General features: G+C 73.1%; 18 protein-coding genes. 11 read left to right on the forward strand and 7 right to left on the reverse strand.

Annotation, left to right across the window (positions count from 1 at the left end):
* Window positions 1-65: 65 nt before the first annotated feature.
* From AB0Q96_RS26560 to AB0Q96_RS26575, 4 genes are all read left to right on the forward strand, one after another.
* Window positions 66-2,036 carry a cellulase family glycosylhydrolase gene (locus tag AB0Q96_RS26560; RefSeq protein ID WP_365329652.1) on the forward strand — a complete coding sequence of 657 codons (1,971 nt, stop codon included), beginning with the start codon at window positions 66-68 and terminating at the stop codon, window positions 2,034-2,036.
* A gap of 296 nt (window positions 2,037-2,332) precedes the next feature.
* Window positions 2,333-4,012, forward strand: a complete 1,680-nt coding sequence (locus AB0Q96_RS26565) for a glycoside hydrolase family 13 protein (RefSeq protein WP_365329654.1) — start codon at window positions 2,333-2,335, stop codon at window positions 4,010-4,012.
* 453 nt (window positions 4,013-4,465) lie between these two features.
* Window positions 4,466-6,967 carry an SdrD B-like domain-containing protein gene (locus AB0Q96_RS26570; RefSeq protein WP_365329656.1) on the forward strand — a complete coding sequence of 834 codons (2,502 nt, stop codon included), beginning with the start codon at window positions 4,466-4,468 and terminating at the stop codon, window positions 6,965-6,967.
* A gap of 239 nt (window positions 6,968-7,206) precedes the next feature.
* Window positions 7,207-7,890: a hypothetical protein gene (locus AB0Q96_RS26575; RefSeq protein ID WP_365329829.1), complete on the forward strand. Its 684-nt coding sequence runs from the start codon at window positions 7,207-7,209 to the stop codon at window positions 7,888-7,890.
* 42 nt (window positions 7,891-7,932) lie between these two features.
* Here the strand turns inward: AB0Q96_RS26575 and AB0Q96_RS26580 are convergent, their stop codons facing one another.
* A complete protein-coding gene (locus AB0Q96_RS26580) occupies window positions 7,933-9,282 on the reverse strand; it encodes a right-handed parallel beta-helix repeat-containing protein (protein WP_365329658.1) in 1,350 nt (449 codons plus the stop codon).
* A gap of 90 nt (window positions 9,283-9,372) precedes the next feature.
* Here AB0Q96_RS26580 and AB0Q96_RS26585 point away from each other — a divergent pair, with 90 nt between their 5' ends.
* Window positions 9,373-10,524, forward strand: coding sequence for a Dyp-type peroxidase (locus AB0Q96_RS26585; protein ID WP_365329660.1), 1,152 nt, complete (start codon window positions 9,373-9,375; stop codon window positions 10,522-10,524).
* Between the two features lie 85 nt (window positions 10,525-10,609).
* Window positions 10,610-11,098, forward strand: a complete 489-nt coding sequence (locus AB0Q96_RS26590; RefSeq protein ID WP_365329662.1) for a hypothetical protein — start codon at window positions 10,610-10,612, stop codon at window positions 11,096-11,098.
* 21 nt (window positions 11,099-11,119) lie between these two features.
* On the opposite strand, the gene AB0Q96_RS26595 is transcribed toward AB0Q96_RS26590, so the two are convergent.
* Window positions 11,120-11,335, reverse strand: coding sequence for a dodecin (locus AB0Q96_RS26595; protein WP_365329664.1), 216 nt, complete (start codon window positions 11,333-11,335; stop codon window positions 11,120-11,122).
* A gap of 265 nt (window positions 11,336-11,600) precedes the next feature.
* Between AB0Q96_RS26595 and AB0Q96_RS26600 the strand changes: the two genes are divergently transcribed.
* From AB0Q96_RS26600 to AB0Q96_RS26610, 3 genes are all read left to right on the forward strand, one after another.
* A complete protein-coding gene (locus AB0Q96_RS26600; RefSeq protein ID WP_365329666.1) occupies window positions 11,601-12,848 on the forward strand; it encodes an extracellular solute-binding protein in 1,248 nt (415 codons plus the stop codon).
* 162 nt (window positions 12,849-13,010) lie between these two features.
* Window positions 13,011-13,823 (forward strand): GNAT family N-acyltransferase, encoded by an 813-nt coding sequence (locus tag AB0Q96_RS26605; RefSeq protein ID WP_365329668.1) that lies wholly within the window; start codon window positions 13,011-13,013, stop codon window positions 13,821-13,823.
* Window positions 13,820-14,806, forward strand: a complete 987-nt coding sequence (locus tag AB0Q96_RS26610; protein WP_365329670.1) for a lysophospholipid acyltransferase family protein — start codon at window positions 13,820-13,822, stop codon at window positions 14,804-14,806. Before AB0Q96_RS26605 ends, AB0Q96_RS26610 begins: the two co-directional genes overlap by 4 nt.
* Here AB0Q96_RS26610 and egtD read toward each other — a convergent pair.
* Genes egtD through egtA form a run of 4 tightly spaced genes read right to left on the reverse strand, consistent with a single transcriptional unit; the run spans window position 14,701 to window position 18,996 of the window.
* A complete protein-coding gene (egtD, locus tag AB0Q96_RS26615) occupies window positions 14,701-15,666 on the reverse strand; it encodes an L-histidine N(alpha)-methyltransferase (RefSeq protein ID WP_365329671.1) in 966 nt (321 codons plus the stop codon). The two genes, AB0Q96_RS26610 and egtD, sit on opposite strands and share 106 nt — an antisense overlap.
* Window positions 15,663-16,415 carry an ergothioneine biosynthesis protein EgtC gene (gene egtC, locus AB0Q96_RS26620; RefSeq protein ID WP_365329673.1) on the reverse strand — a complete coding sequence of 251 codons (753 nt, stop codon included), beginning with the start codon at window positions 16,413-16,415 and terminating at the stop codon, window positions 15,663-15,665. The genes egtD and egtC overlap by 4 nt, the downstream gene beginning before the upstream one ends.
* Window positions 16,415-17,731, reverse strand: coding sequence for an ergothioneine biosynthesis protein EgtB (gene egtB / locus AB0Q96_RS26625; protein WP_365329675.1), 1,317 nt, complete (start codon window positions 17,729-17,731; stop codon window positions 16,415-16,417). Before egtB ends, egtC begins: the two co-directional genes overlap by 1 nt.
* Window positions 17,728-18,996: an ergothioneine biosynthesis glutamate--cysteine ligase EgtA gene (gene egtA, locus AB0Q96_RS26630; protein ID WP_365329677.1), complete on the reverse strand. Its 1,269-nt coding sequence runs from the start codon at window positions 18,994-18,996 to the stop codon at window positions 17,728-17,730. The genes egtB and egtA overlap by 4 nt, the downstream gene beginning before the upstream one ends.
* A 130-nt stretch (window positions 18,997-19,126) precedes the next feature.
* On the opposite strand from egtA, the gene AB0Q96_RS26635 reads away from it, so the two are divergent.
* Entirely contained in the window at window positions 19,127-19,957 is an 831-nt protein-coding gene (locus AB0Q96_RS26635) for a TIGR02452 family protein (protein WP_365329679.1), read from the forward strand.
* Here the strand turns inward: AB0Q96_RS26635 and AB0Q96_RS26640 are convergent.
* The gene (locus AB0Q96_RS26640) at window positions 19,942-20,358 is read right to left on the reverse strand and encodes a type II toxin-antitoxin system PemK/MazF family toxin (protein WP_365329681.1); all 417 of its coding nucleotides are present in this window, start codon (window positions 20,356-20,358) and stop codon (window positions 19,942-19,944) included. The two genes, AB0Q96_RS26635 and AB0Q96_RS26640, sit on opposite strands and share 16 nt — an antisense overlap.
* A 71-nt stretch (window positions 20,359-20,429) precedes the next feature.
* Between AB0Q96_RS26640 and AB0Q96_RS26645 the strand changes: the two genes are divergently transcribed.
* Window positions 20,430-21,512, forward strand: coding sequence for a glycosyl hydrolase family 18 protein (locus AB0Q96_RS26645; RefSeq protein WP_365329683.1), 1,083 nt, complete (start codon window positions 20,430-20,432; stop codon window positions 21,510-21,512).
* The last annotated feature ends 48 nt before the right edge of the window (window positions 21,513-21,560 follow it).

Genomic DNA, 21,560 nt, shown 5'->3' on the forward strand with positions numbered 1-21,560 from the left:
CGATTCCGGACCGCCGGTCCGGAACGCAGTACCTCCTCACATCCCACACCTTGGAGGACAGCACCATGAGAACACGCAGGCCCGACGGCGCCCTCGGGCGGACCGTCACCCAGGCCCTGACCGCGGCGCTGGCCGCGGCCGCCCTGCTCGTCAGCGCGCTCCCCGGCACGGCGGCCGCCCTCGCGCCCGACGCCGTGAGCGACGCCCCCGTCGCGCTGACCGGCGGGCAGCTCGCCTCGTCCTGGACCGGTCCGCTGAGCACACGGGGTCGGTACATCGTCGACGCCGAGGGTGACCGCTTCAAGATGAAGGCGAGCAACTGGGCGGGTGCCCAGGGCACTTGGGAGGGGAGCGGCAGCGAGAGCGACGTCGCCAACCACCAGGCGGACCAGAAGTCGAACAACATCCCCCTCGGCCTGGACCGCACCCCGATCAGCCGGATTCTCGCCGACTTCCACGCGCTGGGTCTCAACACGATCCGGCTGCCCTACTCCGACGCGATGATCAAAGACGACACCCTGGTGCCGAACTACGCCGTCGCGGCCAACCCTCAGCTGGAGGACAAGACCCCCCTCGAAGTGTTCGACGCGGTCGTCGCCGCCCTCACCGCCGACGGCTTCGCGGTCGTGCTGAACAACCACACCACCACCTACCGCTGGTGCTGCGGCCTCGACGGCAACGAACGCTGGAACACCAGCCAGAGCACCGCGCAGTGGATCGACAACTGGCTGTTCCTGGTGAAGCGCTACCAGTCGAACAAGCGCGTCGTCGGCGCGGACCTGCGCAACGAGGTCCGTCGGGACTGGAAGGACGACCCGAACTGGGGCTGGGGCAACGAGCACGACCTTTACAACGCCTTCCAGCTGGCCGGCAACAGGATCCTCGAAGTCGACCCGGACATGCTCGTCATCATGGAGGGCATCAACTGGCAGGGCATCCCGCAGGGCATGTTCTCCCACGGGCGGCCGACGCTGACGCCGGTCCGCAACCTGTCCAACACCCTGATCAACTCCGGCAAGCTGGTCTACTCGGCCCACTTCTACGGCTTCACCGGCCCCAACCACACTGGTGCGAGCGGAGGTTGGCAGAACGGCGAGACCAACGACCCGCGCTACCGGGACCTCTCGCCCGAGGACCTCGTCCGCGTCGTCGACGACCAGGCCCTGTTCGTCACCGAGGAGGGCCAGCACTTCACCGCTCCCGTGTGGGTCAGCGAGTTCGGCACCGGCGGACGCGGCGAGACGGACGAGAAGGAGAAGAGCTGGTTCGCCCGCTTCACCGACATCCTGGTGGCGAACGACACCGACTTCGCCCAGTGGCCGCTCGTCGGCTGGACCACCAACGGCAAGATCAACGACAACTGGGCGCTGATCTCCTACGACGACGCCGGCAACCGGCAGGCGATCAACGACCCCGGCGACTGGCGCGCCGCCCACTGGAACAAGCTGGTCAACGCCCCGGGCAAGTCCGGGCAGGTCGACCGGGTCGACCACTGGAACATGGTCGACCTCGACTTCGCCGACCAGAACCTCTCCGCCACCATGCGGCAGCAGGCGGACTGGAGCGTCGGCAACCGGAAGGGCAACTGCCCCGACAGCCAGCGGCTCGTCGCCCTCGCCCGGAGCAACAACCGCGGCCTGTGCACCGACGCGGGCGGCGAGCTCGCCAAGGCCGACAGCATGTGGATCACCGTCGTCGACGAGCGCTACGTCAAGAGCGGCGACTGGGCGAGCGGCTACAACAAACTGGAGTGCCCCAAGAACACCTTCGCCGTCGGCTACAGCGTCCACGGCAACGCGATGGCCGCCCTGCTCTGCGCCCCCTCCGCCACGTCGCTGCCCACCACGAACAGGCTGCGCTGGTTCGACCACGGAGACAACCGGCCCGCCACCGGCGGTTCCCACGCGAGCGACTGGGCGCCCGGCGCCTACAAGGGCCAGTGCGGGGACGACGAGTACCTCGCCGGCGTCGCCTACACCTGGAAGTGGCAGCACGGCGGCGCCCCCGACGCCCTCCTCTGCCGCCCCCTGAGCTGACCGCCCGCCTCCCGACATGCCGACCGGCTCCACAAGGTGGCGCGCCGGCGCTCGGCACGATCGGAACCTGCGTCCCGTGGAACCCGCACTCGCCCCGGCGCGGCGCGTTCCGCGCGGACGGAGGTCCCAGGTCCGCGCCGACGGACGGCCGGTCGGCGCCCTGGACCGGGAGACCACGCGCACGCGCTCACCTCCCTCGCCCCTGGTGGCCCCCGGCCTTCCACCGGGGGCGCCGGGGACCGAGTCCGCCGCCACCCCCTCGACACACCGTCACCCTCGACCGAGAGAGACCCCCGATGTCCCCGCACGTCTCCGACGCTCCCGGCACCCCCGCCCCGGCGCCCTCCACCCGGGAATGGTGGCGGGACGCCGTCGTCTACCAGGTGTACCCGCGCAGCTTCGCCGACGGGAACGGAGACGGCCTCGGCGACCTCCCCGGCGTCCGCGACCGACTGCCGTACCTGAAGGAGCTCGGCGTCGACGCCCTGTGGCTGAACCCCTTCTACGCCTCCCCCCAGGCGGACGCGGGCTACGACGTCGCCGACCACCGCGCCGTCGAGCCCGTCCTCGGCACCCTCGCGGACGCCGAGGGGCTGATCCGGGACGCCCACGAGCTCGGGATGCGGGTGATCGTGGACCTCGTGCCCAACCACTCCTCCGAACGGCACGAGTGGTTCCGGCGCGCGATCGAGGAGGGACCGGGCTCGCCGTACCGCGACCGCTACCACTTCCGCCCCGGAAAGGGCGAGAACGGGGAGCTGCCGCCCAACGACTGGACCTCCGTCTTCGCCGGCCCCGCCTGGACCCGCACGGAGAACCCGGACGGCACTCCCGGCGACTGGTACCTGCACCTCTTCGCCCCCGAGCAGCCCGACTTCGACTGGGACCACCCGGCGGTCGGGGAGGAGTTCCACTCGATCCTGCGGTTCTGGCTCGACCGGGGAGTCGACGGCTTCCGGGTCGACGTCGCCCAGGGTCTGATCAAGGCCGAAGGGCTGCCCGACGTCGGCCGCACCGACCAGCGCAGGATGCTCGGCACCGAGGCCACGCCGTACTGGGACCAGGACGGCGTCCACGAGATCTACCGCTCGTGGCGCCGGATCCTCGACTCGTACCCGGGAGAGCGGATGGCGGTCGCCGAGGCGTGGGTGCCGACACCGGAACGTACCGCCCTGTACGTACGTCCCGACGAGCTGCAGCAGGCGTTCGACTTCGACCTCATGGGCGTCTCCTGGGACGCCGAGGAGATCCGGCGGGTCGTCACCACCTCACTGGAGGCCGGGCGGACGGTGGGCTCGTCGGCGACCTGGGTGCTGTCCAATCACGACACCTGTCGGCACGCCACCCGGTTCGCCGGCCCGCAGGCCGGGGGAGGGCGCCCGAGGGCGGGCGATCGCGGGCTCGGCCTGCGCCGGGCCCGCGCCGCCACGCTGCTCATGCTCGCGCTGCCCGGCTCCGCGTACCTCTACCAGGGCGAGGAGCTGGGCCTCCCCGAGGTCACCGACCTGCCGGACGCGGCGCGCCAGGATCCGTCCTTCGCCCGCAGCGGGGGGACGGACGGCTTCCGCGACGGCTGCCGGGTACCGATGCCGTGGACCGCCGACGGCCCCTCGTACGGCTTCGGGACGGGCGGCAGCTGGCTGCCGCAGCCCGAGGACTGGGGAACGCTCAGTGTCGAGGCCCAGACGGGCGACCCGGACTCGACGCTGGAGCTGTACCGTGCGGCGCTCGCCCTGCGCCGGAGGCTTCCGGGCCTCGGCGCCGGCGACACCGTCGAGTGGGACGACGCACCCCACGGCGTCCTGGCCTTCCGACGGCCGGGCCTCGTCTGCACGACCAACACGGCGGACCGGGCCTTGCCCCTTCCCCCGCCCGGGCGCCCGCTGCTCTCCAGCTCCCCGATCGAGGCCGTCGAAGGCGGGCAGGCCGCGGCCTTCACCCTGCCCGCGCACACCACCGTGTGGTGGACGGCCTGACGCGTCCCGCCCCTGGCGGCCGTGTTCCCGTCGATCTCGTATACCCGGCCCCCTGGATTCGCCTTGGCGTGCTCATTTGCGCGGACAAGGGGGCCGGATTCGGCCATCACATCGAATTCGTATATTCTTTCGGTCGCCATTCTCCGGGTGCTCGGGGAATATCGCTGATTCCGGTGGATCTCAGGATTCCGCTGGTGGCGGTGAAACTTCTGCGCATAGAATATTGCGCGCTGCTCACGACGGCGGTCGGCGAGGTCGACGGTGGAGGGTGCCGCGGTTGAACTGCGAGAACACGAGCATGCGGGGATGCTCCGCCCAAGGTGTCGGACATGCGTACGCCTTTCCTGGCCTCGGCCTTTACGACTCGCCCACAAATCCTTCGAGCAATCATCACGAAGAGGTCCACGCGGCAGCGATGGGTCCTTTTCTTTTCCGTGTGTGGAGAGTGATGCCATGAAGCGAGTCGACAGAGACTCGCGTCGAGCGGTCCCGAGGCTTGCGGGGCCGCTGGCGCGCGTAGGTTTATCTGTCTTATTGCTGGCAGGTGGCGCCCTGGGAGCGACGGCCGGACCGGCCGCCGCTTCGGCCGAGGACGGCACGCTGACGGTCGAGGTGCTGCGCGACTTCTTCGGCACCGGCGTGATCAACACGACGATGGACGTGCCGCAGCGCGGTATGAAGGTGAGGATCTCCGACCCCGCCGGGCGCGGTGTCACCGGAGTCACGGACACCACCGGAAAGGTGGTCGTGTCGCGGTCGACGGCGCTGAGAGGCGGCCGCTACCGCGTCGACGTCAGCATCCCGGCGCCGTACAACGCCTATCTGCGGGCGGCACCCGCGTCGACGGCGGAGAACCACTTCGACAGCTTCACGTCGTTCGTGGACGTCTCGGGCGGAAAGAACGCCTCGGTGGTGACGGGCGTGTGGAACCCGGCCGACTACGCGCTGCCGGACTCACGGTACTTCGTGCCGGTCCAGAACGGGGCCACCGGAACGGACACCCGGGCACTGGTGGCGTTCGGCACGCAGACCCGGGGCACCTGCCCCACCGGTGTGTCGTGTCCGGACACGCTGGCCACGCAGGCTCAGGTGGGCACGACGTTCGGGCTGGCCTACGACAGGTACCGCACCCGCCTGTTCCAGAGCGCGTTCGCCCGCCGGTTCGCCCCGTACGGGCCGGAGGGCCCCGGCGCGATCTACACGGTGCCGGTCGCCGGCTCCGGCGCACCGAAGCTGTTCGCGCAGGTGCCGGGCGCCGCGCAGACGCAGCACGACACCGCCGACATGAACAAGGACCCGGGATTCACCGACGCCCCGGGCAAGGAGAGCATCGGCGGCCTGGCCCTGTCGGAGGACGGCTCCACGCTGTACGCGGTGAACCTGCTGACCCGCAGCCTGGTGAGCTTCGACGCGACAGGGGCCACCGCCCCGGCACCCAAGGCGACCACGCCGATCCCGGACCCGGGGTGCGCGAGCACCGGTGACTGGCGGCCGTTCGGCCTCGACGTCCACGACAACACGCTGTACGTCGGCGGAGTGTGCAGCGCGGAGAGCACACAGCAGCGCACGGACCTGAAGGCCGTCGTCCACGCCTACGACGGCAAGCGGTTCACCACGGTGCTGACCCACACGCTCACCGACAAGCGCGGCACCGTCTTCACCGGTGCGGGCGCCGCTCCCCAGGCCATTCACTGGAACCCGTGGAACACCACGCTGGCCACGTGGGACGAGCGGAAGGCGGGCAACGCCTTCATCGATCCGCAGCCGGAGCTCGCCTCCCTCGCCTTCGGCCGCGACGGTTCGATGATCCTGGGCTTCCGCGACCGGTTCATGGACGTGCTCAGCGCCAGGGGACTCGACCCCCGTCCCGGGAACAACACCTCCGAACTCGGCATGGCCGGTGGCGACATCACCATGGCCTGTGCCGTGCCCACCGGTGGATACGCGTGGGAAGGCACCGGAGACTGCCCCAACCACGCCACCCCCGCCAACAACGGCGGCCAGGACGCCGATGTCGTCGAGTACTTCCCCGGCGACTTCTTCCAGGGCCCGCACCAGGAGACCGCGCTGGGCTCCGTGGCCTACATCCCGCAGCAGGACTGGGTCGTCAGCACGGAGTTCGACCCGACCGTCAACGTCGAGACGGCCGGCACCGGTTACCACCACATCACGACCGGTGCGGGCCCGGGCAACGCCCCGAACGCCAACGCGTACCAGTTCGTCGGCCGGGCACAGAACGGGTTCGGCAAGGCCGGCGGGCTCGGCGACATCGCGTACGCGGCGGCGAACGCCCCGGTCCAGATCGGCAACCTCGTCTGGTTCGACGGCGACCGCAACGGGATCCAGGACCCGGCGGAACCGCTGCTGCCCGGGGCGACGGTCAACCTGCTGGACGCGGACGGCAAGCAGGTCGCCACGACCAGGACCGATGACGCCGGCGAGTACTACTTCGGTGGTGTCGGCGCCGCGTACCAGCTCGTCCCCGGCGCGAAATACACGGTGCAGTTCGACGTGTGCACCGCGGACACCAGCGGGGTGCCGAGGCAACCCACCGCGGACAAGCTGCGGTTCACGCTCCCGCGAGCCGGCGCCGACCGGGTGCACGACTCCAATGTGACACCGCCGACCACCGGACGCCTGTGCAACGGCTACGCGCCCGTCACGGCACCGGTCAAGCCGGGCGGCGTCGATCACACGATCGATGCCGGGGTCTACATCCCGAAGGCGAAGCCGACGTCGAAGCCGACCCCGACGCCGAGCTCACCGTCCGCCTCGACGCCGCCTTCGCACACGCCGCCCGCCAACAAGCCGGGCCCGGACGGTGGGGACTCGGGTTCGCTGGCGGAAACCGGTTCGTCCGGGGTGGTGCAGCTGGTCGGCCTCGTCGGCCTGCTGCTCGCCGCGGGTCTGGTCATCGCGTTCGTGAGCAGGAAACGCCGTGCCCGGGAACACTGAACGAACCGCACGACAGTGATCTGATCCGACCTGCCCGACCGCGATCCGAAACGGCGCGGTCGGGCAGGTCGCGGCCGAACGGTGCGGGTGCACCGAGAGGGTGGGGAAGAACAGTGTCCACGTCGAGCCGCGTGCGGAGCGGGAGATCCCGGCAAACACCGTCGGGCCGTGTGACCGGCCGGCGCCGATGGACGCGGCCACGCCGGCTGGCCGTCGGCATCGCCACAGCGGCCGTCGTGGTGGGTGCGGCGTTCCTGGTCACCGGCGGCGGCTCCGAACCCGGCGGTCCGCGCGCACTGACCTCGGACGAGGCGAACCGGCTGGCGATCACGCGGTTCCGCAACTACGAGGCGCGTGGCCGCGCGGTGACCATCACCGTGCCGGGCACCGCAGGTGGGCTGATCGTCACCGGGTCCGTCGACTACCGGGGCAAGGTCGGCTACGGCGTGGTCCACGGCACCGGGCGGGACACGTCCAGCGACGGGCTGATCGAGTGGACGGCCGACTCGGTGTCCGTCCACCCGATGGCGAACGCCCCGGCGTACGCCCCCGCCTCGCCGCCCCGCACGGGCTGGTACCGCCGCCCGCTCCAGTCCTCCGGCAGCTCGTTGGACAGTTCGCTGACCATCGCGCTCGGTCTCGGCAGCGACCGGCCGGACAACGCCGAACTGCTGCCGCAGAACGGCGCCGCCTGGTGGGGACGGGACCAGGTGGACGGGCATCCGGTGGACGTCATGACCGGACCGTCCTCCCCCGACCGCTCCGGTACGGCGGGCAACGTGCGCTACTGGGTGGGCTCGGACGGCACGATGTACCGGGTCCGCGTCAGCGTCGCTTCCGCGCCCGAGCCGGTGGACATCGCATTCGACACCCAGAAGTTCCTGCCGGTCACGCCGGTACCCGGAGTCACCCCGAAGAGGTAGCCACAGCGCGGGGCTCCGGGGCTTCGGGGGAGGGCGAGGCGCTCAGGACGCCGGCACCCGCGCACCTGCGGCGAGCAGGGACGCCGACGGCAGCGGGACGCCCGCCAGGTCCGGCAGCTCCGGCACGGCCGGGACGACGGTGGCGCCCGTGGTGAGGGCGTGGGGGAACTGCGGCTGTGGAGCGGGCTCCGCCACCTCGGTGAACGGGATGCCGCCGGGGGCCGTCGGCATCGCCCACCGGCCGGCCGGCGAGAGCGTCGTGGACGGCAGCGGGCAGGACGCCGTGGTCGCGAGCCGGGCGGGCACGGTGCTCCGAAGATCGTTGCCGCGCAGGCAGTTGCCCCGTCCCCGTGCCGCGGTGGGGAACGTCCAGCCGACGTCGACGCCGTTGCCGGTGAACGTGTTGTCCGTGATCCGGTTGCCGACCGCGGGGATGTCGGAGGTCGCGGTGATCACCAGCCCCGCGTTGCTGTTGCCGGAGACGCGGTTGCGGACGAACCGGTTGTCGCTGCCGCCGTCGACGCCGATGCCGATGCCCCAACCGCCGTCGGCCTGCTGCGGGGTGGCCCGCTGCTGGTTGGCGGCGATCAGATTGCCCGCGATGACGGCGCCCTGCTGCGGGACCAGCTTCTCCTGGTGGTCGGAGCCGCTGGTCAGGCCGACCCGGTTGCCGACCAGGCGGTTGCCGACCACGTACATGTCGCCGCCGGCGTTGGTGCCTTCGTAACCGACCGCGTTGAGTTCGGCGATGTTGTCCCGCACCACGATGCGACAGGGTTTGCACTGTCCCACGTAGATCCCCGAGTCCGCCCCGCCCGACGCGTAGGAGTGCTCGATGACGCCGTTCTGCGCGGAGAACGCGTAGATGCCGTACAGCCCGTTGCGGGTCGCGGTCACGTGCGAGACCAGGAACGAGGTGAGGAAGGTGACGGGCTCGTCACCCGTGTCGTAGCCGCCGCTTCGCCCCGGCAGCCCGGCCGCCGCCGCCTTCGCCGAACCGGTGACCAGCACGCCGTTCTGCGTGTTGTTCCGCACGGTCAGGTTCTCCACGGCCACCCCGGGAGCCGCGACGACGACCCCGTTCGGCTGCCGCAACCGTCCGTCGATGACGACCTTGTCCCGGGACTCACCACGAAGGGTGACGCGAGGCGTGGAGACCTTCACCGACTCGTGGTACACGCCCGGAGCGACCAGCACCAGGTCACCGGGGTGCGCCAACGACACCGCGGCCGAGATCGTCGGGGCATCGCCGGGGACCCGGATCGTCACCTGCGCACCGCTCGGTCGCCGGCTCTTGTCCGATCCGCCGTCACCACCGCCGTCGCCGCAGCCGACCACCAGCGTCAGCGTGCCCAGTACCGTCGCCAGCACGCGAAGAGCTAATCGAGGCATGATCCCACTCTGGCATGACAACACCCAATTGGATTCCGAAAGCGCCAGGTTGACCCGCACGGGTGATTCCGGTGTGGCACTCTGCACTCCATGCACCGAGCCGACTCCCGTCCGTCACGCCGCGCGTTCATCGGTGTCGCCGGGGCCGTGGCGACCACCGGGCTCACCGCGGGGTGCGAAGCGCCCGCGGCCCGGCCGGGCCGGCCCCCTTCCGACGCGGCAGGCGCACAGGCGTCGCCGACCGGCCGCCATCAGGCGGGCATCACCCTCCCGCAACCGGCCCAGCCGAACCTCCTCGCGCTGGTGGCCGACCTCGGCGCCGACGTGGCTCCCGGTCCGCTACTGGCCGAACTCGGCGAGACCGTCCGCGCACTCGTCGCGGGGACCGACCCACGGCTGCTCGGCCTCCCGCCGGGCGACCTCACCGTGACCGTCGGCGTGGGCCCCCGGCTGGTCCGCATGGCCGGTGCCTCGCTGCCCGGCGCGGTGGACCTGCCCCGGTTCTCCCGCGAGCGGATCGCGCCACGGGCCCGGGGCGGCGACCTGCTGATCCAGATCTGTGCCGGTGACGCGCTGCTCCTCCCGGTCGTCGCCGCCGCGCTCCTGGCCCAGGGCGGAGACCGCGTCCGCGAACGCTGGCGGCAGTCCGCGCGCCGTGGCGCGAACGTGCCCGTCGCCGACGGTCTGACCGCGCCCCGCAACCCACTCGGTTTCATCGACGGCATCGTGGGCCCGCACACGAGCGCCGAGCAGCAACGCGACCTGTGGCTGGCCGGCCCTCCCGAGGTCGCCGGCGGCACCCTCGCCGTACTGCGGCACATGGAACTCGACCTGTCGCGGTTCGCCGCCCTGTCCGTGCCCGAGCAGGAGGCGGTCTTCGGACGGCGTCGGGCCAGCGGCGTCCCCCTGTCGGGCGGCCCCGTCGCGTCGGGTCCGGACCTCGGTGCCAAGACACCGGACGGACGCTATCTCGTCCCCGCGGACGCCCACGTGCGCAGGGCGAACCCCGCCGTGGTCGGCACCGGCCTCATGCTGCGCCGTTCCTACAGCACCGACGATCCCGCCCCCGGCCTGCTCTTCATCAGCTTCCAGAGCGACCTGCGGACCTTCACCGCCACCCTCGCCCACATGGAGACCTCCGACGCGCTGCTGCGGTTCACCACCACGACCGCCAGCGCGACCTTCCTGATCCTCCCCGGCTTCGACCCTCAGCACCCGCTCGGTTCCCGGCTGTTCGGCTGACCACGCCCGGCGGGCGTCAGGGGCGCCGAGGATTCCCGGAGCGGGCCGTGCGGTCCCGCGCGGGCCCGGTGCCTAGGCTGGGGGAGTGACCCGACACCGCAGGCCCGTGGCCGTCTTCGACCTGGACAACACCCTCAGCTCCACCGCCCACCGCCAGCACTTCCTGGAGGGCCGGCCGCGCGACTGGAACCGCTTCTTCGCCGCCGCGCCCCAGGACCCGCCGCTCGCCGAGGGCGTCGCGCTGTGCCGGGAGGCCGCCGGGGAGTGCGACATCGTCTACCTCACCGGCCGTCCCGAGCGCTGCCGCCGCGACACCCTCGCCTGGCTGACCGCGCACGGCCTCCCCGAGGGCCCGGTCCACATGCGCGGGGACCGGGACCGGCGCCCCGCCCGGCAGACCAAGCTGGACGTGCTGCGCCGCCTCGGGGAGGACCACGAGATCCGCATGCTCGTCGACGACGACGAACTGGTCTGCGACGCCGCCGAGGAGGCCGGCTTCACGGTGGTGCGGGCGCGGTGGACAGCGCCTTCGGAGGCGCTGTCCGAGGCCCAGGAGGGGGAGGGACGGACCTGACCGGACCCGACGGAGGGGACGTCAGGCCTCGTCGTCCAGCCGGAAGCCGACCTTGAGCCCGACCTGGTAGTGCTCGATCGCCCCGTCGGCGAGATGCCCGCGGACCTCGGTGACCACGAACCAGTCGAGGCCCCTCAGAGTCTGCGAGGCACGCTCGATGCCGTTGCGGATGGCCTGGTCGACGCCCTCGGTGGACGTGCCGACGATCTCGGTGACGCGATAGGTGTGGTTCGACATGGGAGCCGGACTCCTCTCGGTGCGTTCCCTCCACCGTGCCCCACCCCGGCGGGGTCCGCGACACGTCCGCCACCGCCCGGCCGACGCGCCCGGCCGGGCGGCCCGATTGGTCAAGGACTTGACCATCCGCTTTGGTCCAGACCAGAATCCAGGCCACATACCCGCGCGAACCTCCCGTTCGGTCCCCCCACACGTCGGGTCAGCCCCCCCATGCCGCCGCAGTCCATGCCGCAGCTCATGCCCTGGAACGCAGAAGGTGACCTACGTGAAGAACCGCCGTCTCGTCTGTCCGCTGACAGTCGTCTCCGCCCTCGTCCTGTCCGGGTGCGGTCTCCTTCCGGGCGGTGGTGGCACCCGCACGGTCAACGTCTGGCTGATGCGCGACAGCGTCAGCGACGACTTCCTCCAGCGCTTCACGGAGTCCTTCGAGGCCGAGCACGACGACATCGAACTGAACTTCACCATCCAGGAGTGGACCGGCATCGGGAAGAAGGTCACCGAGGCCATCACGGGCTCAGGCGGACCCGACGTCATCGAGGTCGGCAACACCCAGGTCGCGCAGTACGCCGACACCGAGAAGCTCTACGACCTCACCCTGGAGTCGGTCCGCGACCTCGGCAGCGAGGACTGGCTGCCCGGTCTCGCCGAACCCGGCTCCATCGGCGGCGCCCAGTACGGCATCCCCTGGTACGCCGCCAACCGCATCGTCATCTACAACAAGGACCTCTTCGCGCGGGGCGGCGTCACCAAGCCGCCCGCCACCCGCGCCGAGTGGCTCGACGACACCGAGAAGCTCAACCGGGACGACACCCAGGGCATCTACCTCGCGGGCCAGGACTGGTACACGCTGTCCGGCTTCATCTGGGACGAGGGCGGCGAACTCGCCGTCGACAAGGGCGGCCAGTGGACCGGCGCCCTCGACAGCGCCGCCGCCCTGCGGGGCATGGAGTTCTACAAGGACCTCCAGTCGCACGGCCAGGGCCCCAAGGACGCCGACGAGCAGAACCCGCCGCAGGCCGAGGTGTTCGCCAAGGGCAAGGTCGCCCAGATCATCGCCACGCCGAACGCCGTCCCCGTCATCACCAAGGCCAACCCCGGCCTCAAGGACAAGCTGGGCTTCTTCCCCATACCGGGCAAGAAGGCCGGCCAGCCGTGCGCCGTGTTCACCGGCGGCTCGGACCTGATCATCCCGGAGAACGCCCCCGAGCGGGCCGCCGCGCTCGACGTCGTCAAGGCGCTCGCCGGCGAGCAGTGGCAGACCGAGCTCGCCCGCGCCATGAACTACGTCCCCAACAAGGCGTCCCTGGCCTCCGCCGTCGACGACCAGGAGGCCACCGCCACCATGGCGGTCGGCGCCGCCCGCGGCCGGGCCACCCCGAACTCCCCGCAGTGGGCCGACATCGAGGGCTCCAACCCCATCAAGCCGTACATGACGGCCGTCCTCCAGGGCGGCGACCCCCGGCAGGCGGCCAAGGACGCCTCCGAGCAGATCACGAGCGGTCTCGCGGAGTAGCCGGCACCGTCCGGCCGCCGGACAGCATTCAGCGCCTCCACACCAACCGGCCCCCGCACGGTCACGTCGAATCCAGCCGGTCACGGAAGAAACAAGGAGCCGGACCACCGCTCGCTCGGTCCGGCTCCCACCGTCCCTTCCGTACCGCCGGAGGAGCCCGACATGGCCGCAGTACCCGTCGCCCAGCACGTCGCCGCACCGGTCGTGGCCGTACCGGCCCAGCCACAGCCGGGAGGCGAGCCGCAGCCCCGCTACGTCGTCGGCCTCGCCCGTGACCAGGAGGAGGTGCGGGCCGCCCAGCGGCTGCGCCACCAGGTGTTCGCGGGCGAGATGGGCGCCGTACTCGACGGGCCGGAACCCGGCCTCGACAGCGACGCCTTCGACGCCTACTGCGACCACCTCCTCGTCCGGGTCGAGGACACCGGCGAGGTCGTCGGCACCTACCGGGTGCTGCCGCCCGAGCGCGCCGCCATCGCGGGCCGGCTCTACTCGGAGAGCGAGTTCGACCTCGCCCGGCTCGCCCCCATCCGCCACGACCTGGTCGAGGTCGGGCGCTCCTGCGTCCACCCCGCCCACCGCAACGGCGCCGTCATCGCGCTCATCTGGGCCGGGCTGGCCCGCTACATGACCCGCACCGGGCACGAGTGGCTGGCCGGCTGCTGCTCCGTCCCGCTCGCCGACGGCGGCACCCTCGCCGCCGCCACCTGGGAGACCGTCAAGGCCAAGCACCTCGCGCCCGAGGAGTTCTGGGTCACCCCGCACCGCCTCTGGACCCCCGAGGGCGTCACCCCGGCCCAGGGCCGCACCGAGCTGCCCCCGCTGCTGCGCGGCTACCTCCGGCTCGGAGCCTGGGTGTGCGGCGCCCCCGCCCACGACCCCGACTTCGGCGTCGCCGACCTCTACGTCCTGCTGTCGCTGCGCCGCACCAACCCCCGCTACCTGCGCCACTTCCTCTCGCTCGCCCCGGTCCGGTGAGCACCCCCACGGCCCCCTCGCCGTGGCTCCCCACGGCGCCCTGCACCCCGGGCCGGTGCGCCGCCCACCCCGGGCCCGACACCCCGCGCGCGTCGGCGGCCCGGGGCGTGCTCCGGCTGGCCGCCGGACTCGCGGCCGTACTCCTCGGCGTGCTGCTCGCCCCGCTCGCGGCCCCGCTCCCGCCCGTCCGGCGCCTGTTCCTGGTCCGCTGCTGGTGCCGGGCGGTGGTGCGCGCCTTCGGGGTGCGGATCCGGGTCCACGGCCCCGCGGCGCCCCCGGGCGGCCCGCTCCTGGTGGTGGCGAACCACGTCTCCTGGCTGGACGTCCCGCTGCTGGCCGCCGTCCTGCCCGGCCGGATGGTGGCCAAGCGCGAGGTGCGCGGCTGGCCCCTGCTCGGCCGCCTCGCGGCCTTCGGCGGCACCCTCTTCATCGACCGCGACCGGCTCCGGAGCCTGCCCGGCACCGTGGGCGCCATGAGCTGCGTCCTCGCGGGAGGCGGCCGGGTGGTCGTCTTCCCCGAGGGGTCGACGTGGTGCGGGCGGGGCGGGGGCGCCTTCCGGCCGGCGGCGTTCCAGGCCGCCGTGGACACGGGATCCGATGTCCGGCCGGTACGGATCGACTACCGGCCCGTCGGTCCGGCGGCGTTCGTCGGGGACGACCCCTTGGGGGCGTCGCTGTGGCGGATCGCGAGGGCGCGGCGACTCGTCGCCGACCTCTGGATATTGGATCCGATATCCAGTACCCAGTATCCCGACCGCCGGGCCCTCGCCCGCGCCGCCGAGACCGCCGTCCACCCCCACCGACCGGCGCACCCGGACCCGCACCCGCAGGCGCAATCGCACCCGGACCCGCACCGGCTCCTGCCGGGCGTCCCCCGTCAGCCCACCGTGGCCAGGGACAGCGCGAACCGTCCCTCCTCGTCCGTCCACCAGCGCGCCAGCGTCAGCCCTGCCTCGGCCAGCTCCTTGCGCACCCCCTCCTGACGGAACTTCGCCGACACCTCCGTGCGCAGCTCCTCACCCGCCTCGAACGGCACCACCAGATCCAGCTCGGGGATCTTCACCGCGAGCGCGTGGCGCGCCCGCAGCCGCATCTCGATCCACTCGCGCTCGCGGTCCCACAGCGCCACGTGCTCGAAGTCCTCCGGATGGGCGTCCGCCCCCAGCTCGCGGTCGACGACCGCGAGCACGTTCTTGTTGAACGCGGCCGTCACCCCGGCCGCGTCGTCGTAGGCGGCGACCAGGGTCGCCTCGTCCTTCACCAGGTCGGTGCCGAGGAGCAGCGCGTCGCCGGGCGTCAGCATCGCCCGTACCGCGCGCAGGAACTCCCGCCGCTCCTCGGGCAGCAGATTGCCGATCGTGCCGCCGAGGAACGCCACCAGGCGCGGCCCCGGCGTGTCCGGCAGGTCGAGCCCGCGCGTGAAGTCCGCCACCAGGGCGTGCACCCGCAGCCCCGGCCGCTCGGCGAGCAGCGCCTCGCCCGCGCCCCGCAGCGCCGACTCGCTCACGTCCACCGGCACGTAGGCGTCCAGCGCGGGCAGCAGCGCGTCGATCAGGTGCCGGGTCTTGTCGGAGGAGCCGGAACCGAGCTCCACCAGGGTCCGGGCCCGGGTCGCCGACGCGATCTCCCCGGAGCGGGCGAGGAGGATCTCCCGTTCGGCACGGGTCGGGTAGTACTCGGGGAGCCGGGTGATCTCCTCGAACAGCTCGCTGCCGCGGGCGTCGTAGAACCACTTCGGCGGCAGTTCCTTGGGGGTGCGGGTGAGGCCGTGCAGGACGTCGGCGCGCAGCGCGGCGCCCGTGGCGTCCTCGGCGAGGGTGCGGGTCAGCTGGAACGGGCTCACGGGGAGGGCTCCTTGAGCGGGGTGAGGACGACGCCGGACCGGGTCGCGGTGAGGACCGTGCGGTCCGGCACCGCGCTCCAGCGCGGGTCGTCGTCGTACGGTTCGGAGGCCACGACCGTGCGGTCGGGCCCGGTGAGACGACTGAGCGAGTTCCCCCACGCCGTGGCCGTGATCGTCGCCCCGTCGGTGAGCAGCAGGTTGAGCCGGGCCCCCGGGGCGGCCTCCGCCACCTCCCGCACGGTGTCGGCGAGCGCCCGGTCGGGCGCGTCCCCGGCCCGCAGCCGGTGCAGCACCAGCGCCCACACGAGGGCGGAGTCGGTCCGCGCCTCCAGGGCGAGCAGCTCCGTGGCGGGCAGCGTCGCCGCCAGGGTGGCCAGGGACCCCGGCCACCCCGGGACGGCCCCGTTGAGGCTGAACAGCCACCCGTCGGCGGCGAACGGCGCCGCCGCGGCCTCGCCGTCCGCCCCCGGCAGGGTCGCGCCCCGCACGGCGGCGAGCAGCGCCCCCGTGCGGACCACGCGGGCCAGGTCCGCGAACGAGGGGTCGCCCCAGATCGGCACCGCCCGCCGGTAGCGGGCGGGCACCGGGTCGCCCTCGGCCCACCAGCCGACCCCGAAGCCGTCCGCGTTCACCACCCCGCTGGTCTGCGCCCGCGGCTCCCAGGACTGCCGCTCCAGGGAGTGCGGCGGCCGCAGCAGCACTTCGCCGAGCGCCACCGGTTCGCCGAGGAAGGCGAGGTGCCGGCACATCAGACGGGCTCCGCGTCGCGCGCGGTGCGGAAGCCGGAGAAGATCTGCCGCCGCACCGGCAGGTCCCAGTTGCGGAAGGTGCCCCGGCAGGCCACCGGGTCGACGGCGAAGGACCCGCCCCGCAGCACCTTGTGCGCGGGCCCGAAGAACACCTCCGAGTACTCCTTGTACGGGAAGGCCCGGAAGCCCGGGTACGGCAGGAAGTCGCTCGCCGTCCACTCCCACACGTCGCCGATCAGCTGGCGCACCCCGAGCGGCGACGCCCCCTCGGGGTAGCCGCCGGCGGGCGCCGGCCCCAGGTGCCGCTGCCCCAGATTGGCGTGTACGGGCTCGGGGTCGGCGTCCCCCCACGGGTAGCGGCGCGAGCGGCCGGACACCGGATCGTGGCGGGCGGCCTTCTCCCACTCGGCCTCGGTGGGCAGCCTGCGGCCGGCCCAGCTGGCGTAGGCGTCGGCCTCGTACCAGCTGACGTGCAGCACCGGCTCGTCCTCGGGCACCGGTTCGGTCACGCCGAACCTGCGGCGCAGCCACCGCCCGCCGTCCTGGTGCCAGAACAGCGGTGCCACGATGGAGTGTTCGCGGATCTGCGCCCAGCCCTCCGGCCGCCACCAGCGCTCCTCGCGGTAGCCGCCGTCGGCGATGAACGCCTGGTAGGCGCCGTTGGTCACGGGGACGGTGTCGACGAAGAAGGCGGGGACGATCCGGGTGTGCGCCGGCCGCTCGTTGTCGAGGGCCCACGGCTCGTCGTCGGTCCCCATCGTGAACGGACCGCCCGGCACCAGGACCTCGTGGACCAGCGGCCCCGAGCCGTGCGACGGCGGCGGGGCGGGAGCGGAGAGCGCGGCGGGACCCTTCCGCAGCTGATGGGTGATCAGCATGGTCTCGTCGTGCTGCTGTTCGTGCTGGGCGATCATCCCGAAGGCGAAGCCCGCGTCGACCAGCGGGCGGCCCTCCAGACGGGCGGTGCCCAGCACGTCCAGGACCCGGCCCCGGACGTCGGCCGCGTACGCCCGGGCCTCCGCCGGGGCCAGCAGCGGCAGCGACGGCCGGGCGGCGCGCGGGTGCCGGAACGCGTCGTACAGCGGGTCGATCTCGGGCCGCAGGGCCTCCCGGCCCGCGACGGCCCGCCACAGCCACTGCTCCTCCTGGTTGCCGATGTGCGCCAGGTCCCACACCAGCGGCGACATCAACGGCGAGTGCTGGGCGGTGAGTTCGGAGTCCTCCACGCAGGAGGTGAGCAGCGCGGTCCGCTCCCGCGCCGTGGTCAGCGCCGTCACGGCCCGCAGGCGCAGCGCCTCCGTGTCCTGCCCGGTCATGACACCACCTCCTGAAGCCCGTCGGCCGGGCAGCCGCCCGGCACCACGTACCGTTCGCGGAACGCGCCCACCGCGCCCACCACGTCGGCGGACGCCCCGATCCGCGGCAGCGCCTCCACGGCCGCGTCGAAGACGGCCAGCGCGGCGGCGTGCAGCGCCGGGTCCGTGAGGCCGTTGCGGGCCGCCGAGAGCCAGAGCGGATTGCGCGGCGCGGGACCGCTCGCCGCGCGCGCCGCCAGCGGCAGCGTCGCCCGGTGGGCTGCCTCGGCCGCCCTCGGGTCCTCGAACAGGGCGGTGGTGACGGCGATCGGCACCATCCACCCGTCGGGGCCGGGCTGCGCGTCGATCATCCGCAGCTCCAGGTGCCCGCGCGGCCGCACCGGCGGGAAGAGGGTCGTGACGTGGTAGCGCAGATCGTCCACCACGGGCGGGCGCGGCTCGCCCGTGCGCAGCCACTCCCGGAACGTCAGCCCCTCCGGCACCACCCACGGCCCCTCCGGAGTCCGCACGCACAGCACCGGGGTGTCGAGGACGTGCGCCGCCCACTCGGCCCGCGGCTCGCCGTCCGCCGGTGGGGCGAGGGCCCGCGCCGGGTCGAGGTCGGCCCACAGCAGCTGCCGGGTGGAGCGCCAGCCCGTCCTGCGACCGCCGTGCACGGGGGAGTTGGCGAAGGCCGCCACCAGCACCGGGCCCAGCCGATGGGCGAGTTCCCAGCGCCGCCGGTAGCCGAGCGGCCCCGGGCCCTCCACCCCGGCGTCCAGGCAGACCTGTACCGAGGCGGACTCGCACATCATGGCCCGGCCCGAGGGCCCGGTCCTGCCGAGGGCGATCTCCATCGCGTCGTACCGCGGCTCGTGCAGCACGCGCGCGCGGGGCGCGTGCCACGGGTCGACGCCGTAGCCGTTGAGCCCGAGCCCGAGCGGGGTGAGCGCCCCCCGCACCGCCGTCAGGTCGGCGGCGAGCGAGTCCAGGCATTCCATGAGGGAGGCGGCGGGCGGCGAGCTGAGCTCCAGCTGTCCGCCGGGTTCGAAGGTCAGGGCCGAGACCAGCGGCAGGGCCCTCACGGTGTCGATGGCCGCCGCGAGCCGCGGCGGCGGTACGGGAAGGCGGGGGTCACGCAGATCGTGGACGAGCCACTCCAGCTCCGCCCCGACCGTGCGGGGCGGTCCGGTCTTGAAGCAGATACATCGCAGCAGGTCCTCGGCTTCCGCCTCGGTGAGCGAGGAATCGCTCCGGGGTATGCCGCTCGTCGGCGACGTGGGCATCGTTGCACCTCCTGGGAAAGCGCTGATTCCACCTAAAGCCACCTCCGGCGGGTGTGCAAGAGCGCCTCTGGCGGGGTGGCCGGTAAAACCCGTTGCCGCCCGGAACACGGGTCGATCATGCTTTCGGGCCATGAGCGCACGACTTCGGGCCCTCGCCCACGAGACCGAGGAGATCGTCGCGGCCGGCCGCTACACGGCCCCGGACGGCCGGACCGTCTCCCTCGCCGAGGAGCTGGCGGCGGCCCTGGCCGGAACCGGCCTCCACGGCCCCGAACCCGTCCCCGTCACGCCCGGCACCGGCCGTACGACGCTGATCGAGGTCACCGGCGAGAGCAGCCTCGTCGCCGCCCGCCGGATGACCCGCGCCGACACCGCCCCCGTCGCGGTCCTCAACTTCGCCTCCGCCCGCAACCCCGGCGGCGGCTACCTCAACGGCGCCCAGGCCCAGGAGGAGGCCCTGTGCCGCTCCTCCGCCCTCCACGCCACCCTGCTGCGCGCCCCCGCCTACTACGCGCACCACCGCGCGGACCGTGACCCCTTCTACACCGATCGGGTCATCCACTCACCCGGCGTGCCCGTCTTCCGCACCGACCGCGGGGTCCTGCTCACCGAACCCTTCACCGTCGGCTTCCTCACCTCGCCCGCGCCGAACGCCGGCGTGGTCCGCCGCCGGAGCCCCGAGCTGGCCGGCCGCCTCCCCGCGGTGCTCGCGGCCCGCGCCGAACGGGTCCTGGAGACCGCGGCGGTCCACGGCTACCGCAGGCTGGTGCTGGGGGCCTGGGGCTGCGGCGTCTTCCAGAACGACCCCGTCGAGGTCGCCGGTGCCTTCAAGGAGTTGATCACCCGCGACGGGCGGTTCGCCGGCCACTTCGACGAGATCGTCTTCGGCGTCCTCGACCGGAGCCGGGACCGCGCCACCCTGGACGCGTTCCGCCGGACCTTCGGTCAGGACCAGCCGTAACGCTCGATCAGCCGCTCCACCACCCGGTCGAAGCGCGGCCGGTCCAGCGCGCACGCCTCCCGCCGCATGCCCCCGTCGCGCACCCGCAGCACCCGGTCCAGATCCACCCAGGACTCGCGCCGCTCCGCGTCCCACGACCCGGAGCCGATCGGCACCCACTCGCGGTCGTGGTCGTGCCGCTTGCTCGACAGCCGCACGGCCAGCACCGTCCCCGCCTCCTCCCGGGCCACGACCAGCACCGGACGGTCCTTGCCGCGCCCGTCGTTCTCCTCGTACGGCACCCAGGTCCACACGATCTCCCCCGGATCGGGGTCGCCGTCGTGGTCGGGCGCGTAGGAGGTGCGGACCGCCCCGATGGCGTACGGGTCGGCCTCGGTCGTGGAGTACAAAGGAGTCGTCATCCCGGCACGCTAGCGTCTGAACGGCCCAGCATGCCGGGCGTGTCGCGCGGAAGATCCGCAGGCTCGTGGCCATGCGCCTCGCTCTCCTCGCCGCCTCCGCCGTCCTGCTGCTGCCCCTCGCCCCGGCCACCGCCGCCGCGGACGGGGCCGCCGGCGCCGACCCGCCGCCCGCCCGTCGCACCGTCTCCGGCTGGCTCCCGTACTGGGACCAGGAGACCGCCTACCTCCAGGCCCTGCGCCACGCCGACCAGCTCCACACCGTGAGCCCCTTCTGGTACGAGGCCAAGGCCGACGGCACGGTCGCGGACCACCCCGGGGCGGGGGAGCGGCTGATCGTCGACGGCCTGCACCGGGCCGGGATCAAGGTCGTGCCCACCGTCATGGAGTCGATGCCCGAAGGCGCCCTCGCCGCCCTCGTCACCGACCCCGCCCGGCGCACCGCCCACGCGGACGCCCTCCTCGCCACCGCCGCCCGGGGCGCCTACGACGGGCTCGACCTCGACTACGAGACCATCGCCACCACCGGCGACGCCACGTACGCGGCCGTGCGCGACGGGTACGCGGCCCTCGTCGCCGACGTCTGCGCCCGGCTGCGCGCCCGCGCCAAGAGCTGTGTCGTCACCGTCATGCCGAAGACCGCCGGAAGCGGTCGCGTCTGGGACTACGCCGCCCTCGGCAGGGCGGCCGACCGGATCCGCGTCATGGGCTACAACCTGCACTGGGCGGGCGGCGCCCCCGGTCCGCTCGCGAGCACCGCCTGGTACGACGAGGTGCTCCGCACCGCCACCGCCCTCGTCCCCGCCGACCGCCTCGAACTCGCCCTGCCCGCCTACGGCTGGGACTGGGCCACCCGCGCCGACGGCAGCCGTGCGGGGAAGACCGCCCACGTCACCTGGAAGGAGGCCGAGGCCCTCCGGCGCGCCCGGCACGCTCCGTACCGGCTGGATCCCGCTTCCAGCACCCCGTACTTCACCTACCGGGACGGCGCGCGCACCCGTCACGTCTGGTACCAGGACGCCCGCGGCGTCGCCGGCCAGCTGCCCGTCCTGCGCCGCTACGGCGTCACCCACACCGCCCTGTGGGCCCTCGGCTTCGAGGACCCCGCCCTCTGGCCCGTGCTGGCACAGGGGGCCCCACTCACCCCCGACGCCTGACATGCGGCTTTCGTGCCCCCGTGCGAGCCTGGGAGGAAGATTCACGAC

Source organism: Streptomyces sp. NPDC093111, assembly GCF_040683955.1.
Classification (GTDB): Bacteria; Actinomycetota; Actinomycetes; order Streptomycetales; family Streptomycetaceae; genus Streptomyces.